This is a genomic window from Neobacillus piezotolerans, assembly GCF_003362805.1.
GTDB lineage: Bacteria > Bacillota > Bacilli > Bacillales > Cytobacillaceae > Bacillus_D > Bacillus_D piezotolerans.
Window position 1 is genome coordinate 1 of record NZ_QNQT01000002.1, and the last position, 16,144, is coordinate 16,144.

Consider the following 16,144-nt stretch of genomic DNA (forward strand, 5'->3'; position numbering starts at 1 on the left):
TTATTGTTTGTTGACGCTTGTTTGTTTAGTTTTCAAAGAGCAATTGTCGCTTAACGGCGACTTTAATAATATACCATATCGGTTAGCTTCCGTCAACACTTTTTATAAACTTTTCAACTTGTCCGTGTTAACAACTCAAGCCGACCTTTGTGATTATATCAGCATCCTAGTAATCAGGCAATACCTTTTAAAACAGAAAGTTATTTCAGATAATTCATTTCTATAAATTCAGGAAAAAAAGGAACGGGAAGCCAATTCCCGGCTTCCCGCTTTTGTTTAATGTTTGGCTTCGAACTTATTCTTCGCCGCTTTCTTCATCTGAAGTTTGTTCCAGATCCCCGGCAGGCTCATCCAATTCGACAACCTCAGTTACCGTAATATTTTCATCTGTATGCGTTGCTTCCACGGCCGCGCCGGAAAAGCCTGATTCATCTTCTGGCTTTTCTCCTTCTTCTTCTTCTTCCCTCTCTACTTTCGCAACCGTTGCAACACTTTCATTATCTTTAATATTAATTAGCTTTACGCCAATTGTGTTACGGCCAACCTTCGAAATGCTGTCGACAGGTATACGGATAAGCACGCCGCCAGTCGTTATAAGCATAAGGTCTTCTTCACCGGTAACAGTTTTCATTGAAACAAGGTCACCATTCCGTTCAGTTACGTTTGCGGTTTTAATCCCTTTTCCTCCACGCCCCTGAATCCGGTATTCGGCTGCGGCTGTGCGCTTTCCGTATCCTTTTTGGGTTACGACAAGGACATCCGTGCCCTCTTCAAGGACCTCCATCCCAATCACTTCATCATCCTGATCGAGCGTAATCCCTTTTACACCTGTTGCTGTCCTTCCCATCGTCCTTACATCGGTTTCCGGGAAACGGATTTGCATTCCTTTTTTCGTGGCTATGACGATTTCTTTACTTCCGTCAGTAAGCCGGACAGAAATCAATTCATCGCCCTCACGCAAGTTCAGTGCAATAAGGCCATTGTTTCGGATATGGGCAAATGAAGTAAGTGGCGAACGTTTCGATATTCCTTCCTTTGTCGTAAAGAAGAGGAACCAATCATCGACAAATTCATCAATTGGGATTATCGCGTTGACCCATTCACCTTTTTCAATGCCCAGGAGGTTAATGATAGGTATTCCTTTTGCCGTACGGCTGAATTCCGGAATTTCATAACCTTTCGCCCGGTATACCTTCCCCTTATTCGTAAAGAAGAGGATTGTATCATGGGTTGACGTTGTAATCAGTTGTTCAACAAAGTCATCCTCATTCGTACCCATTCCCTGGATTCCCCGGCCACCGCGTTTTTGGGCGCGATAGGTTGAAACCGGCAGGCGTTTGATGTAGCCATTGTGGGTAAGGGTAAGTACAACTGTTTCGCGTGGAATCAGGTCTTCATCCTCGATGTTTTCAATTCCGCCGGCAACGATTTCCGTGCGCCTTTTATCGTTGAAACGCTCCTTGATTTCGAGCAATTCTTCACGGATGATTTCAAGGATTTTCTCCTCATCGGCAAGGATTGCTTTCAATTCTGCGATCAATGCCATCAGGCTTTGGAATTCTTCCTCGATCTTTTCCCTTTCCAGGCCGGTAAGCCGCTGAAGCCTCATATCAAGGATTGCCTGCGCCTGCTTTTCGGAAAGGTTGAATGTGGACATCAAGCCGTCCTTTGCGATATCGGTTGTTCTTGAATTACGGATAAGAGTTATGACCGCATCCAGATTGTCCAGGGCGATGCGCAGCCCTTCGAGGATATGCGCCCTCGCTTCAGCTTTGCCAAGCTCATATTCCGTCCTGCGGCGGATAACAACCTGCTGGTGGTTTAGATAGTACTTTAAGCATTGTTTCAGATTCAAAACTTTTGGTTCGCCATCGACGAGTGCGAGGACGTTGATTCCAAAGCTTGTTTGAAGCGCGGTCTGTTTGTACAAATTGTTCAAAACGACATTCGCGTTCGCATCTTTTCTGACCTCAATGTAAATACGCATTCCGTTTCGGTCGGATTCGTCACGCAGGTCTGTGATTCCGTCAATCCTTTTGTCACGTACCAGCTCGGCGATTTTCTCAATCAGCCTTGCCTTGTTTACCTGATATGGCAATTCATTTACAATGATGACTTCTTTTCCATTCTTCAGCTGTTCAATTTCCACTTTAGCACGAAGAGTGATTGAACCCCGGCCGCTTTCATATGCTTTTCGGATACCGCTGCGCCCTATGATAATTCCGCCAGTCGGGAAATCAGGGCCAGGAATCGTCTCCATCAATTCCTGGACAGTAATATCCGGGTCTTTGCTGACGGCCAATACGCCATCTATTACCTCACCAAGCTGGTGTGGAGGGATATTCGTCGCCATTCCAACAGCAATCCCTGTCGTGCCATTCACGAGCAAATTCGGGAAACGGGCTGGAAGGACTACAGGCTCTTTTTCCTCTCCATCATAGTTATCCTGATAGTCAATGGTATCTTTATTGATATCCCTTAGAAGTTCCATTGAAATTTTGGACATTCTGGATTCTGTGTAACGCATAGCCGCTGCCGAGTCGCCGTCAACCGAACCAAAGTTTCCATGTCCATCCACGAGCATATATCGGTAGTTGAAATCCTGTGCCATACGTACCATTGTTTCATACACGGCGGAATCACCATGGGGATGGTATTTACCAATTACATCCCCAACAATACGCGCGGACTTTTTATATGGTTTGTCTGAATGCATTCCAAGGTCGTGCATCGCATAGAGGATACGGCGGTGTACCGGTTTCAGTCCATCCCGGACATCAGGAAGGGCACGTGAAACAATAACACTCATTGCATAGTCCAGGAAGGATGATTTCATTTCCTGGCTAATATTTATTTCCCTTATTCGGGGGTTTTCAAAATCAGCCATCAGATTACCTCCATTAGGGGTTGGCCACTTTTTTAGCACACAGGCCCAAAACCCTAAATTAATTACAAAAGCAGGATAGATCCTATCTATCCTGGCTTTTAAGTTGATGTATCACCGAGATGGGGACTATCCGGATTAGATATCCAGGTTTTTCACATAAAGGGCGTTTTCCTCGATAAAGTTCCTGCGGGGCTCCACCTTGTCGCCCATAAGGATTTCAAATGTCTCATCGGCTTCGATCGCGTCACTTAGGTTCACCTGGAGAAGGGTCCTGGTCTCTGGGTTCATAGTTGTCTCCCAAAGCTGGTCAGGGTTCATTTCCCCAAGACCCTTATATCGCTGGATATTTGGCCTTGGCGTCGCCGGCAGCCCACCCATTATTTCCTCCAATTGCTTTTCATTATAAGCGTATTCGATGCGTTTGCCTTGCTGGATTTTATACAGCGGCGGCTGTGCGATATAAATATAGCCCGACTCGATGATCTGCCGCATATAACGATAAAAGAACGTCAATAATAAGGTTCGGATATGGGCACCGTCGACATCCGCATCTGTCATGATGACAATTTTGTGGTATCTTGCCTTGCTGATGTCGAAGTCTTCGCCAATCCCAGTACCGACGGCAGTAATGATCGCCCTTACTTCGTTATTGGACAGGATTTTATCAAGCCTTGATTTTTCGACATTCAAAATTTTTCCGCGAAGCGGGAGGATTGCCTGAAAATGGCGGTCACGGCCTTGTTTGGCAGAACCTCCTGCAGAGTCACCCTCAACAATATAGATTTCGCTTTCGGAAGGATCTTTTGATGAGCAGTCAGCAAGCTTGCCTGGAAGGCTCGAAACTTCAAGCGCACTCTTTCTGCGTGTCAACTCGCGTGCTTTTTTCGCGGCGAGCCTCGCACGGGCAGCCATAAGCCCTTTTTCGACGATTTTCCTTGCGACAATAGGGTTTTCCAGCATGAATTTATCAAACTGGTCCGCAAATACGGCATCGGTTACCGCGCGAACTTCCGAGTTGCCAAGCTTTGTTTTTGTTTGGCCTTCGAATTGCGGATCGGGATGCTTGATGGAAACAATGGCGGTCAGTCCTTCACGAACGTCTTCCCCAGACAGATTCGTATCGGCTTCCTTAAAAATTCCGCTCCTGCGGGCATAATCATTGATAACCCTGGTTAACGCGGTTTTGAACCCGAATTCATGGGTACCGCCTTCATAGGTATGGATGTTATTTGCAAAAGAATAAAGGTTTCCTGTATAGCCATCATTGTACTGCATGGCAACTTCCACCGTGATGCCATCGCGGCCGCCTTCCATATAGATCGGCTCGTCATGGATTACTTCCTTTGTTCGGTTCAAATGCTCAACATAAGATTTGATTCCGCCTTCATAATGGTACTCATTCGACTTGTTTTCTACACGTTTATCCTCAATGGAGATGTTAATTCCCCGATTAAGGAATGCCAGCTCCCGAAGCCTGTTCGCAAGTACATCGTATTCATATTCAAGCGTTTCAGTAAAAATTTCCGGATCCGGCTTGAAATGGATGGTCGTACCTGTCCTCTCGGTCTCGCCAATCTCTTTCAAATCGGCGACTGGAACGCCGCGTTCATATTTCTGATAATAGATCTTGCCGTCCCGGTGGACAAAAACCTCAAGAAAAGTAGACAGGGCGTTTACAACTGAAGCACCGACACCGTGCAGACCGCCTGATACTTTATATCCTCCGCCGCCGAATTTCCCGCCGGCATGCAGCACTGTAAGGATAACCTCAACCGCGGGCCTGCCCATTTTCTCCTGGATTCCGACTGGAATGCCGCGGCCGTTATCTATGACGGTAATGCTATTATCTTCTTCAATTATGACTTTGATTTTATCACAATAGCCGGCCAGCGCTTCATCTATGCTATTATCGACAATTTCCCAGACAAGATGGTGCAAACCCTTGCTGGCTGTCGAGCCGATGTACATCCCCGGCCGTTTCCTAACAGCCTCCAGGCCTTCAAGTACCTGGATTTGACTGGCATCATACGATTGTTCTTTCATTTCTTGATCCATTGCCAAACCGCTCACCTGCTCTTTCATTGCATTTGCCTTGCTGATCTATGTTAAGTTCATATCAAAAGTCCTGAATGCCCATCCGGGCTGAACGTTTTTTTAATGTGGTTGAGGCAAGTGGGGATAAATAAATATTTTTCCCGGTAACCACGACCGACTTGAAGGGGCCTTTTGATAAATTAATCGCTGCGCCCGATTCAGCCAATCCTGAAGCCCCGGCACTGCCCTTATCAATAATCGCAATGATTTCATTTACCCTGACCATATGGTCTTCCCCGATGTGAATATACATAGGACCGCCTCAATTCCTGCGTATTATCTCCCCTGAATTGACAATGAAGGTTGATGCTTCCTTGATCGTCTGGTGGTCAATTCCTTCCACACTTGTAGTCGTCACAAATGTTTGGACCTTCCCAAGGATTGTATTAAGGAGGTGGGATTGCCGATGGTCGTCGAGCTCTGACAGGACATCATCCAATAAAAGGATTGGATATTCGCCTATCTCGGAGTGTATAAGCTCAATCTCGGCCAGCTTTACGGATAATGCGGTTGTCCGCTGCTGGCCCTGGGATCCGAAGGTTTGTACATCGCGCCCGTTCACATGAAACAGGACATCATCCCTATGAGGCCCAAAAAGGGTTGTTCCCCGTTCAATTTCCCTGGCTTTCACCTTTGTAAATTTATCTTCAAATACCTCTATCATTTTCGACAAATCCTGGCCTTCTAATACATTGACAGAGGGGGAATAGTGTATTTCCAGTGTTTCAATACCTCTTGAAATGCCTTTGTGGAGGGGCTGGGCCCACGTCTCAAGGATCCTGAGGAATTCAAACCGTTTCGCGGTGATTTTGACCGCTGCCTGGATAAATTGTTCAGTGAGGATATCTAGCATTGTCTCGTCACTGGTTTTCTTGATTTGCAGCATTTTCAAATAGTGGTTGCGCTGCTGCAGGATTTTCAAATACTGGCTGACACCGTGCAAATAGACAGGTGAAACCTGTCCGATCTCCATATCTATAAAACGCCGGCGGACCTGTGGGCTGCCTTTGACAAGGTTCAGGTCTTCAGGCGCGAACATTACAACATTCATGTTCCCGACATACTGGCTCAGCCTTTGCTGCTCGATATGGTTGCACCAGGCCTTTTTGCCTTTTTTGGAGATAACGAGCTGCATAGGGAGAGAGCCGTGTTTTCTTTTTATACGCCCTTCTATTTTAGCATAATCCTCATCCCAGCGAATAAGATCTTTATCATTTGATGTCCGATGGGATTTGGCCATGGCGAGTACATAAACCGATTCCATTAGATTTGTTTTCCCCTGGGCATTTTCACCAAGGATCACATTCACCTTGTTTTCAAAGTCAATTTCAAGGCTGTCATAATTCCGGTAATTTTTTAATGCCAACTTTTCAATATACATGTCAACATCCCTTAAGCCTGTCCAAGGGTAAATTCACCAAAGCCCGGAATGGACACTCTGTCTCCAGCCCTGAGTTTTCTGCCTCTTCTTTGATCCTGCTCCCCATTGATAAACACTTCATGTTCTCCAAGGAACCATTTGGCCATTCCGCCAGTCTGAATAATGTCAGCGAGCTTAAGAAACTGGCCCAGCGTGATGTATTCCGTATCGATTTTTATCTCAACCGGCATTTTCCTCACTCATTTCTAAAAGAAAATTGGCATATTCTTTAACCTGGATCAGCCCAACCCAAAGGGAGGTTGAGCATTTCCATTTTGAAGTATCTAATACTTTATTTTACTAAAAAAACAGTGAAGATACAAAGAATACTAAGAATTAGCAAGATTCTTAGCGTTTTTTAAGGCTTTTTTTGGTGAATTGGCCTTTTGGCGTTCTTTATAAGGTCTCTTTTTTAGAAAAGGAAGCTGCCAGTCACCCGGCAGCTCCTCTTCACAAATTATTTGCAATTAGTAAGTTCTAACTGGAAGGATCAGCTGCAGCGTTGACTCGTCGTGAAGTGGACGGATGACGAACGGCCTCATCGCTCCTGTAAAACTAACTTTGATATCTGTCCCTTCAAGGGCTTTCAAGGCGTCCATCATATATTTTGCACTAAAGGAAATTTTTAATTCCTCTCCCTCGACAGACTGGCTTTGGATTTCTTCAACTACCTTACCGATTTCCGGGGTATTGGAAGAAACTTCAACGATGCCATCTGTAAGAGTCGAGAATTTCACAACATTGTTCCGCCCTTCTTTTGCAAGCAGCGAAGCCCTGTCGATCGCATGGAGGAAATCCTTTGTATGGACGACTACATCTGTTTTGCTGTCCTGCGGAATGAGCCTGGATGTGTCAGGATAATTCCCTTCAAGAAGCCTTGAGAAAAAGAGCAGGTTTTTTGCTTTGAATAACACCTGGTTATCCGTAATAACGATATCGATCGGCTCATTTGTATCAGCAATGATTTTGCTAAGTTCATTCAGGCTCTTACCTGGAATGACAACATTATAGGAATCATTGTTTTCCGTTTCAACATGTGCCTTACGCATAGCGAGGCGGTGCGAATCTGTTGCAATACAGATAAGCTGGTTGTTTTCGGCCTTCCAGTTTACACCTGTCAAGATAGGCCTTGTTTCCGAAACGGAGACCGCGAAAACGGTCTGCCTGATCATCGCCTTTAGCAAATCGGCAGGGATTCGGAATTTGTTCTTTTCCTCAACCTGCGGCAGGTGTGGATATTCTTCCGCATCCAGGCCATTAAGATTGAATTCAGACTTGCCAGATCGGATGACAGTCTGAAGGTGGTTTTGTACTTCGATTTCGACCGTATCGGTAGGAAGCTTCTTGACAATTTCGCTGAAGAATTTTGCCTGAAGAACAATTGCCCCGTGCTGTTTGATCTCAACGATTTCATCGCCATTTTCTTCTTTAGGGATGAACGATTCAATGGAGATATCGGAATCGCTTCCTGTCAAGGTAACTCCTTCTGCTCCCGCAACAATTTTTATCCCAGTCAGGATTGGAATCGTCGTTCTTGATGTAACGGCCTTCATTACATCGTTTACGCTTTGGACAAGATGGTCGCGCTGGATACTGAATTTCATTTTTCTTCCCCCGATTCACGTTAAAATTTTTTGATTAAATTTATAATATAAGTTCTTTTAAAAAACAGTAGAAGTACTAGTAGGGCCTGTGGGTTTGTGGATAACTGTCTTATTCAAAGGAAAGACAGTCTATCCACATGTGGACAGACTGTGTGCAACTTCAACGGAGTTATTCACAATTAGGCTAAACTTTCAACATCTCGTTTAGCTCTTTAACCTGCTTTTGGAGCTGTGCATCGGTTGCCAGTAGCTTTGAAATCTTTTCATGGGCATGGATGACCGTCGTATGATCCCTGCCTCCGAATTCTTCTCCGATTTTCGGAAGTGAGAAATCAGTAAGTTCACGGGACAAGTACATTGCTACCTGTCGAGGGAACGCCACGGATTTGGTCCGTTTTTTCGCTTTGAAGTCCTCGAGTTTTATGTTAAATTGCTGGCCGACAGCCTTTTGGATATCAAGGATCGTGACAATTTTGGGTTTCGAGCTAGGAATAATATCTTTGAGCGCCTCGGCTGCGAGGTCTGCGTTAATATCCTTGTTTATTAAAGAAGAGTAGGCGACAACCCGGATAAGGGCGCCTTCAAGTTCCCTAATGTTCGAGTCGATCTGGTTCGCGATATAAAGCATTACTTCATTCGGGATATCAAGGCCTTCCGCCTTTGCTTTCTTGCGCAGGATTGCAATCCTTGTCTCCAGGTCGGGAGGAGTAATGTCGGTAATCAATCCCCATTCAAACCGGGAGCGGAGCCTGTCCTCAAGAGTCGGAATTTCTTTTGGTGGCCGGTCACTTGAAATGATGATTTGCTTACTTTCTTCGTGCAAAGTGTTGAATGTATGGAAGAATTCTTCCTGGGTTGATTCTTTTCCGGCAAGGAATTGGATATCATCAATCAGCAATACATCGACTTTTCGATATTTATTGCGAAATTCAATCGCCTTGTTGTCACGGATTGAATTGATGAATTCATTTGTGAATTTTTCGGAAGATAAATAAACCACTTTCGCGGATGGGTTATGTTCAAGGACGTAATGCCCGATTGCATGCATCAAGTGAGTTTTGCCAAGCCCGACCCCTCCGTAGATAAACAGGGGATTGTAAGCTTTCGCGGGCGCTTCCGCAACCGCGAGCGAAGCAGCGTGTGCAAAACGGTTTCCCGATCCAATAACAAACGTGTCGAACGTATATTTCGGATTAAGCATCGTTTGCGGGATATCATTATTTTCTTCCTCTTTTTTGAACTTCTTTTTAGGCAAATGAAGTTCGGGCTCTTCATCATTCTTTACCTGTGGAATGATGAACTTTACCTCCAGCTCTTCACCGGTGATGTCATATAGGATTTCGGATATTAATTGGGCGTACCGTTCTTCGAGCCAGTCGCGCGCGAATTCATTCGGGGCCGTTACTACAAGTGTATTACCCTGGAGCAAATGCGCTTTGGTCGATTTAAGCCATGTATCGAAGCTCGGCTTACTGATTTTCGTCTCAATTGTAGCGAGCGCCGCATTCCATAAGTCCGATATATTTTCCAACTCGTTTCCCTCCCTCTTTTAGTCTCTTTTACTATCACTTATGGCCTTTCTCCTATGTTTGATGAATATTTGGGTTGCGTTATACAAGCTGTATAACGGGGTTGAATAAATATTCAAGATGATGGATTTGTGGAAAAACATATTATAAGGAAAGAATAAGAGGTTTCGACAATATCCCCTGCTTGTGGACAAGTTTTTACAATGAGGATGGATAACCTGTCCACAACTTATCCACAATCTGTGGACATCTAGATTATCCACATTGATTTATTAGAAGTGAAAACACAACTATAATAACAAAAAAAAGTAAGCGGCGCAATGGGTTTTCGTAATTATCCACAAGAAACGCGTTTATCCAGGTTTTATTTATCCACAACATTAGGGTATGTGAAAATCCTGTCAATAAGCAAGGGAGAAGGCAAAAATTCTGTCGGAATTTATCCACAGGAATAAAAGTGGGCGTGTTTGCTTTAAAAAAGCTGAGGAGGATAGAAAGGCTGCATGAATCTGATCTTTCAATTTTTGTCTGGAAGTTGTTTGAAATCCGAATCAGTAGTTGACAACTTCCCGGATGCATCACTATAATAATTAAGACTGTCTTTACCAAGCGTAAATTAAAAGCAAGCTAGACTGTCCATATAAGCAATTCCTCAGGGAGGTGTAAGACGATGAAAAGGACGTACCAGCCAAAGAAAAGGAAGCATAGCAAAGTACACGGGTTCCGCAGCCGCATGAGCTCAGCGAACGGCCGCAAAGTTCTAGCGCGCCGCCGCCAAAAAGGAAGAAAAGTATTATCAGCTTAGGCCACTGACCGTCTCAGTGGTCTTTTTTCTATTGAAAACAAAGTCGATTTTCTTCGGGCTCACCCTAAAACCACTCTCGGCTCTAAAATGAGCCGCGCGGATTTAAAATCGGCCTTCATGCTTCCTTAGCAGCCGTTCGAATAGCGGCCGGCTGCTAAGGAGAGGATGAAACTTAGAGGCGGCGGCCATCAGTGGGCGCGGATGGAAGGTGAAGTCATGAAAAAGGAATTTAGAATTAAAAAAAATAATGATTTCCAGGCAGTATTTAAGAAGGGCAGATCAACTGCGAACAGGCAGTTCATCGTTTATGTCCTAAAAAAGGAAGGGCAGGCCTCATTCCGGATCGGCCTATCTGTCAGCAAAAAAATAGGAAACGCGGTTACCCGGAATAGGATCAAGCGATACATAAGGCAATCCTTTTTTGAGATGAAGGAAGGCCTCACCGAAGGAAACGATTATGTTATCATTGCCAGGAAGCCCGCGGCGGAAATGGATTTTTTCGAGGTGAAAAAGAGCCTCGCCCATGTCCTTAAGCTCGCAAAAGTATTAAAGAGGAATTTTCCTGTCGACAATGATTTGTGAGAACACGTTTTTTCCTGATTCCATAGATTTTGAAAGCACTTCCTTTAAAAAAATGATAGAATAATTCAGATAGCATGTCCTGGAAATTATGGGATGATTTAAATAAATTCACATACCCATCCGCTTAAGGAGGAAATTTCGGTTGAGTAAGCGAAAAATACTGTATATAGGATTATTTTTATTGGTTCTTCTGCTGACAGGATGTACTGAGGTGAATAAGCCAATTACCGCTGAAAGCACAGGTTTTTGGAACGAGTACATTGTCTACCCGCTCTCCTGGCTTATTACTGAAGGAGCGCATATTTTGTGGGGAAGCTTCGGGCTTTCCATCATTGTCGTAACCATCTTGATCCGTTTGGCAATCCTGCCATTGATGATCAAACAAACAAGAAGTTCAAAAGCGATGCAGGCCCTACAGCCGGAAATGCAGGCTTTGCGTGAAAAATACAGCTCAAAGGACCAGAAGACACAGCAGAAACTCCAGCAGGAAACTATGGCCCTGTTCCAGAAACATGGCGTCAACCCGCTTGCGGGATGTTTCCCTATCTTGGTCCAGATGCCGATTCTTATTGGTTTTTACCATGCGATTTCCAGGACAGCGGAAATAAAGGAACACAATTTCCTTTGGTTCGACCTTGGAGATAAGGATCCTTACTACATTTTGCCGATTATCGCCGGTATTACAACATTCATTCAGCAAAAAATGATGATGGCTGGAACGGAAGGCAATCCGCAAATGCAGATGATGCTTTACATGATGCCGATCATGATCCTGATTTTCGCCATCAACTTCCCGGCGGCCCTTTCCTTGTACTGGGTGGTGGGGAACTTGTTCATGATTGTCCAGACGTATTTCATTAAAGGGCCGGACCTGAAGAAGGCTTCAGCCACCGGCGGCGCGGGGGGAGCAAAGAAGTGAAACAGATAACTGCTAGCGGGCAAACCGTAGATGAAGCAGTCCAATCAGCACTAGCTCAGTTGAATGCACCAAAAGACCGCACAGAAATAGAAATTGTCGATGAGGGGAAAAAAGGCATTTTCGGCTTTTTTGGATCAAGGCCGGCTGTTGTAAAAGTCACCCTCAAACCCGATCCAATCGAAGAAGCAAAAAAATTCCTTTCCCAGGTAAGCGAGCAGATGGGCGCGCCCATTGAAATCGAAGCAAACAGGGAAGGAAAGCATGTAACGTTCGTGATGTCAGGAGAAAAAATCGCGTTATTGATAGGGAAGAGGGGACAGACCCTCAACTCCCTCCAATATTTGACGCAGCTGGTCATCAACCGTTTTTCGGAACAATATCTTACAGTTATCCTTGATGCGGAAGATTACAGGAACCGCCGCAATGAAACGCTGATCCAATTGGCGCAGCGCCTTGCACAAAAAGCCGTGAAAACAGGGAAAACGGTCACACTAGAACCGATGCCATCCTACGAACGGAAAGTCATCCATACCGCTCTTTCCGAAAATAGCAGGGTAAAGACGTATTCCGATGGCACAGAGCCTCACAGGCACATCGTGATTACGCCAAACCGGCATTAAGAATTGAATATTTCCGCGAAATTCCGCCTCCAACTCTGGAGGCGGGATTTTTTTGCGCAAAAAAATCCCTTGATAGTAGATTTGGCTATGCCTTTATTGTTATTCACATGTGGATAAGTTAAAATAATACATGTTCATTTGGCGTGTTTGTGGATAAATGTGTTTTTTGAAAAGGGACAGTATGCTATTCTGTTATTTTGGGGATAACGAAATCCGTTGGTGTTTCGCTGGTGGTTAAATGAGCCAATCGGACCTTTAGCGATAGTTGGCCTAAAGGGCTTACTGTCCTTTGAGCGTGGGATTAAGATACGGGAGATAAACAATAGATGAATTTGTCAGGAAAAGAGGTGGAAACATGGAATTTGATACAATTGCGGCAATTTCGACTCCAATGGGCGAGGGAGCAATCGCGATTGTGAGGCTGAGCGGGGATGATGCCTTTAAAATCGCAGATAGACTGTTCAGAAGCCCTTCCGGAAAGCTGCTGAGCAATGTCGCGTCCCATACGATCCATTATGGGCATCTTATTGATCCTATGACAGAGGAAACAGTCGAGGAAGTAATGGTTTCCGCAATGAGGGGGCCAAAAACATTTACGAAAGAGGATGTAATTGAGATTAACTGCCACGGCGGATTGGTTTCGGTCAACCGTGTGCTCCAGCTCGTGTTGAATAATGGGGCAAGGTTAGCGGAACCGGGAGAGTTTACGAAACGGGCATTTCTAAATGGGAGAATTGACCTTTCCCAGGCGGAAGCTGTCATGGACTTGATACGGGCCAAGACGGACCGGGCGATGAGCGTGGCGCTTGGCCAAATGGAAGGGCGCCTGTCCCGATTGATCAAGAAGCTGCGGCAAGAAATTCTTGAGACTCTGGCCCATGTGGAAGTGAACATCGATTATCCTGAATATGATGATGTGGAAGAAATGACGCACACAATGCTGCTTGAGAAATCAGGCTATGTACGGGAAGAACTTCAAAAGCTTTTACAAACATCTCAACAGGGTAAAATACTAAGGGAGGGTCTTTCTACTGTCATTGTAGGCAGGCCGAACGTAGGGAAATCTTCCCTCCTGAATAGCCTTGCTCAGGAAAACAAAGCAATTGTCACAGATATCCCGGGTACAACAAGGGATGTCATTGAGGAATATGTAAATGTCCGGGGAGTTCCCCTTCGCCTGCTCGATACGGCGGGAATCAGGGAGACAGAAGACATTGTCGAAAAAATCGGCGTGGAAAGGTCGCGGCAGGTCCTAAAGGAAGCGGATTTAATATTGCTCGTGCTGAACAATTCCGACCAGCTAACAGATGAAGACCGGAATATCTTTAAAGCTGTTGAAGGAATGGACGCCATTATCATCGTTAACAAGACTGATTTGCCTCAGGCCATCAATATGGAAGAAGTAATGGCCCTTGCCGGCAGCAGGCGTATAGTGGCGACATCACTCCTTGAAGATAGGGGAATCGATGAGCTTGAAGGAGCGATCGCCGATTTGTTTTTTGAAGGGTCCATTGAGGCCGGGGATATGACGTATGTTTCAAACAGCCGGCATATAGCCCTTCTCGGACAGGCATTGCATGCGATTGAGGAAGCTATCAGTGGCGTGGAAAACGGGATTCCTATAGATATCGTCCAAATTGATTTGACCCGATCATGGGAACTATTGGGCGAGGTTATTGGCGAAAGTGTCCATGAAAGCTTAATCGATCAGCTTTTCTCGCAATTTTGTCTTGGAAAATAACCATTTTTTCTGTATAAAGAAGAGTATTAAGCTAATTAAAAGGAGGCAGCGTAATGCACTACGAGGCCGGAAATTATGATGTAATAGTTGTTGGCGCGGGGCATGCAGGCTGTGAGGCCGGATTGGCAGCTGCCCGGATTGGCGCTAAAACATTAATGATCACAATCAATCTTGATATGGTCGCCTTCATGCCATGCAACCCGTCAATCGGAGGGCCGGCAAAAGGGATCGTCGTAAGGGAAATCGATGCCCTTGGCGGTGAAATGGGCAAAAATATCGATAAAACGTATATCCAGATGAGAATGCTGAATACAGGGAAGGGGCCGGCGGTACGCGCGCTTCGTGCCCAGGCCGACAAATTTTCGTACCAGCATGAAATGAAGAAGACACTTGAAAGTGAAAAGAATTTAACCCTGCTTCAAGGCATGGTCGAGGAACTTATTGTGGAAGATGGCGTTTGCACAGGAGTCAGCACTCAAACAGGTGCGATATACCGGGCAAAAACCGTCATCATTACGACAGGGACATTCCTGCGCGGGGAAATTATCATCGGCGATCTTAAATATTCCAGCGGTCCGAACAATCAGCAGCCTTCAATCAAACTGTCCGAGCACCTTGAAGAGCTGGGCTTTGATTTAGTTCGATTTAAAACAGGCACTCCGCCGCGGATCCATGGAAAAACAATCGACTACTCTCAAACTGAAATTCAGCCAGGGGATGATACCCCGCAGGCATTTTCATATGAGACGACAAAATTTATCACCGACCAGCTTCCTTGCTGGCTGACATATACGAATGAACATACGCATCGGATTATTGATGAAAACCTTCATCGTTCCCCGATGTTTTCCGGGATGATCAAAGGTTCGGGCCCGCGCTATTGCCCATCGATTGAAGATAAGGTGGTAAGGTTCAACGACAAGCCCCGCCATCAAATATTCCTTGAGCCGGAAGGGCGGAACACGGAAGAAGTGTACGTACAGGGCCTATCTACAAGCCTTCCGGAAGATGTACAGCACAAGATTATTAAAACGATACCGGCTTTAAAAGATGCGCAAATGATGAGGGCGGGCTACGCGATTGAATACGATGCGATCGTCCCTACCCAGCTATGGCCGACCCTTGAAACGAAAAAAGTGAAAAACCTCTATACAGCCGGCCAAATCAATGGAACATCTGGATATGAAGAAGCGGCTGGCCAGGGGTTGATGGCCGGCATCAACGCCGCGCTAAACGCGCTTGGCAAAGAAGAACTCATTCTGAGCCGTTCAGACGCCTACATTGGCGTAATGATTGACGACTTGGTTACGAAAGGAACGAGTGAGCCTTACCGCCTTCTTACTTCACGTGCGGAATACAGGCTTCTACTCCGCCACGATAACGCTGATATCAGGCTTACGGAAATAGGCCATCGAATTGGGCTGATCCAGGACGAGAGGTATGAGAAGTTCAAAAGCAAGAATGCCGCGATTGAAGCAGAAATAAAGCGGTTAAGAACGGCGATCATCAAGCCAACAGCAGAAGTCCAGGAATTGATTCGGAACCTCGGAGGCAGCGAACTGAAAGATGGGATCCGCGCTGCCGATTTCCTGCGAAGGACGGAAATGAGCTACAGCCATATCGAATCCATCATTCCCCCGGAAATAAACCTGGAAGATGAAGTGAAAGAACAGGTTGAGATTCAGATAAAATACGAGGGATATATTGAAAAATCACTACAGCAGGTTGACCGGCTGAAGAAGATGGAAAATAAAAAAATCCCGGAAAACATCGACTATGACGCCATTAATGGTATCGCGAATGAAGCCCGCCAAAACCTGAAGCAAGTAAGGCCGCTTTCGATTGCACAGGCATCAAGGATTTCAGGGGTGAACCCGGCGGATATTTCGATTTTGCTCGTGTATTTGGAGCATGGCCGGATTGCAAGGGTAAAAGCAGAATAA

The 16,144-nt window shown here is 45.4% G+C and carries 13 protein-coding genes; 6 read left to right on the forward strand and 7 right to left on the reverse strand.

The features are described from left to right. Positions 1-295 precede the first annotated feature (295 nt). The 7 genes from gyrA to dnaA form a co-directional block, all read right to left on the reverse strand. A complete protein-coding gene (gyrA, locus tag DRW41_RS05120; protein ID WP_115450920.1) occupies positions 296-2,887 on the reverse strand; it encodes a DNA gyrase subunit A in 2,592 nt (863 codons plus the stop codon). Between the two features lie 135 nt (positions 2,888-3,022). Continuing rightward, positions 3,023-4,942 (reverse strand): DNA topoisomerase (ATP-hydrolyzing) subunit B, encoded by a 1,920-nt coding sequence (gene gyrB / locus DRW41_RS05125; RefSeq protein ID WP_115451609.1) that lies wholly within the window; start codon positions 4,940-4,942, stop codon positions 3,023-3,025. Positions 4,943-5,003: 61 nt separating this feature from the next. Next, on the reverse strand, positions 5,004-5,234 hold the full coding sequence (remB, locus tag DRW41_RS05130) for an extracellular matrix regulator RemB (RefSeq protein WP_115450921.1): 231 nt from the start codon (positions 5,232-5,234) through the stop codon (positions 5,004-5,006). A 9-nt stretch (positions 5,235-5,243) separates the two neighbouring features. Continuing rightward, on the reverse strand, positions 5,244-6,362 hold the full coding sequence (gene recF / locus DRW41_RS05135; protein ID WP_115450922.1) for a DNA replication/repair protein RecF: 1,119 nt from the start codon (positions 6,360-6,362) through the stop codon (positions 5,244-5,246). Positions 6,363-6,373: 11 nt separating this feature from the next. Then, positions 6,374-6,592 (reverse strand): S4 domain-containing protein YaaA, encoded by a 219-nt coding sequence (gene yaaA / locus DRW41_RS05140; protein WP_115450923.1) that lies wholly within the window; start codon positions 6,590-6,592, stop codon positions 6,374-6,376. Positions 6,593-6,868: 276 nt separating this feature from the next. After that, positions 6,869-8,005, reverse strand: coding sequence for a DNA polymerase III subunit beta (dnaN, locus tag DRW41_RS05145; RefSeq protein ID WP_115450924.1), 1,137 nt, complete (start codon positions 8,003-8,005; stop codon positions 6,869-6,871). A 184-nt stretch (positions 8,006-8,189) separates the two neighbouring features. Then, complete coding sequence (gene dnaA, locus DRW41_RS05150) at positions 8,190-9,536, reverse strand: chromosomal replication initiator protein DnaA (protein ID WP_115450925.1); 1,347 nt, start codon at positions 9,534-9,536, stop codon at positions 8,190-8,192. Positions 9,537-10,204: 668 nt separating this feature from the next. Here dnaA and rpmH point away from each other — a divergent pair. The 6 genes from rpmH (at position 10,205) to mnmG (ending at position 16,144) form a co-directional block, all read left to right on the forward strand. Continuing rightward, positions 10,205-10,339 carry a 50S ribosomal protein L34 gene (gene rpmH, locus DRW41_RS05155; RefSeq protein WP_115450926.1) on the forward strand — a complete coding sequence of 45 codons (135 nt, stop codon included), beginning with the start codon at positions 10,205-10,207 and terminating at the stop codon, positions 10,337-10,339. A gap of 216 nt (positions 10,340-10,555) precedes the next feature. Then, on the forward strand, positions 10,556-10,921 hold the full coding sequence (gene rnpA, locus DRW41_RS05160; RefSeq protein WP_115451610.1) for a ribonuclease P protein component: 366 nt from the start codon (positions 10,556-10,558) through the stop codon (positions 10,919-10,921). Between the two features lie 142 nt (positions 10,922-11,063). Continuing rightward, positions 11,064-11,840, forward strand: coding sequence for a YidC family membrane integrase SpoIIIJ (gene spoIIIJ, locus DRW41_RS05165; protein WP_115450927.1), 777 nt, complete (start codon positions 11,064-11,066; stop codon positions 11,838-11,840). Continuing rightward, positions 11,837-12,460, forward strand: a complete 624-nt coding sequence (gene jag, locus DRW41_RS05170) for an RNA-binding cell elongation regulator Jag/EloR (protein ID WP_115450928.1) — start codon at positions 11,837-11,839, stop codon at positions 12,458-12,460. Before spoIIIJ ends, jag begins: the two co-directional genes overlap by 4 nt. Positions 12,461-12,815: 355 nt before the next feature. Next, positions 12,816-14,201 carry a tRNA uridine-5-carboxymethylaminomethyl(34) synthesis GTPase MnmE gene (gene mnmE / locus DRW41_RS05180; RefSeq protein ID WP_115450929.1) on the forward strand — a complete coding sequence of 462 codons (1,386 nt, stop codon included), beginning with the start codon at positions 12,816-12,818 and terminating at the stop codon, positions 14,199-14,201. Positions 14,202-14,254: 53 nt separating this feature from the next. Further along, positions 14,255-16,144, forward strand: coding sequence for a tRNA uridine-5-carboxymethylaminomethyl(34) synthesis enzyme MnmG (gene mnmG / locus DRW41_RS05185; RefSeq protein WP_115450930.1), 1,890 nt, complete (start codon positions 14,255-14,257; stop codon positions 16,142-16,144).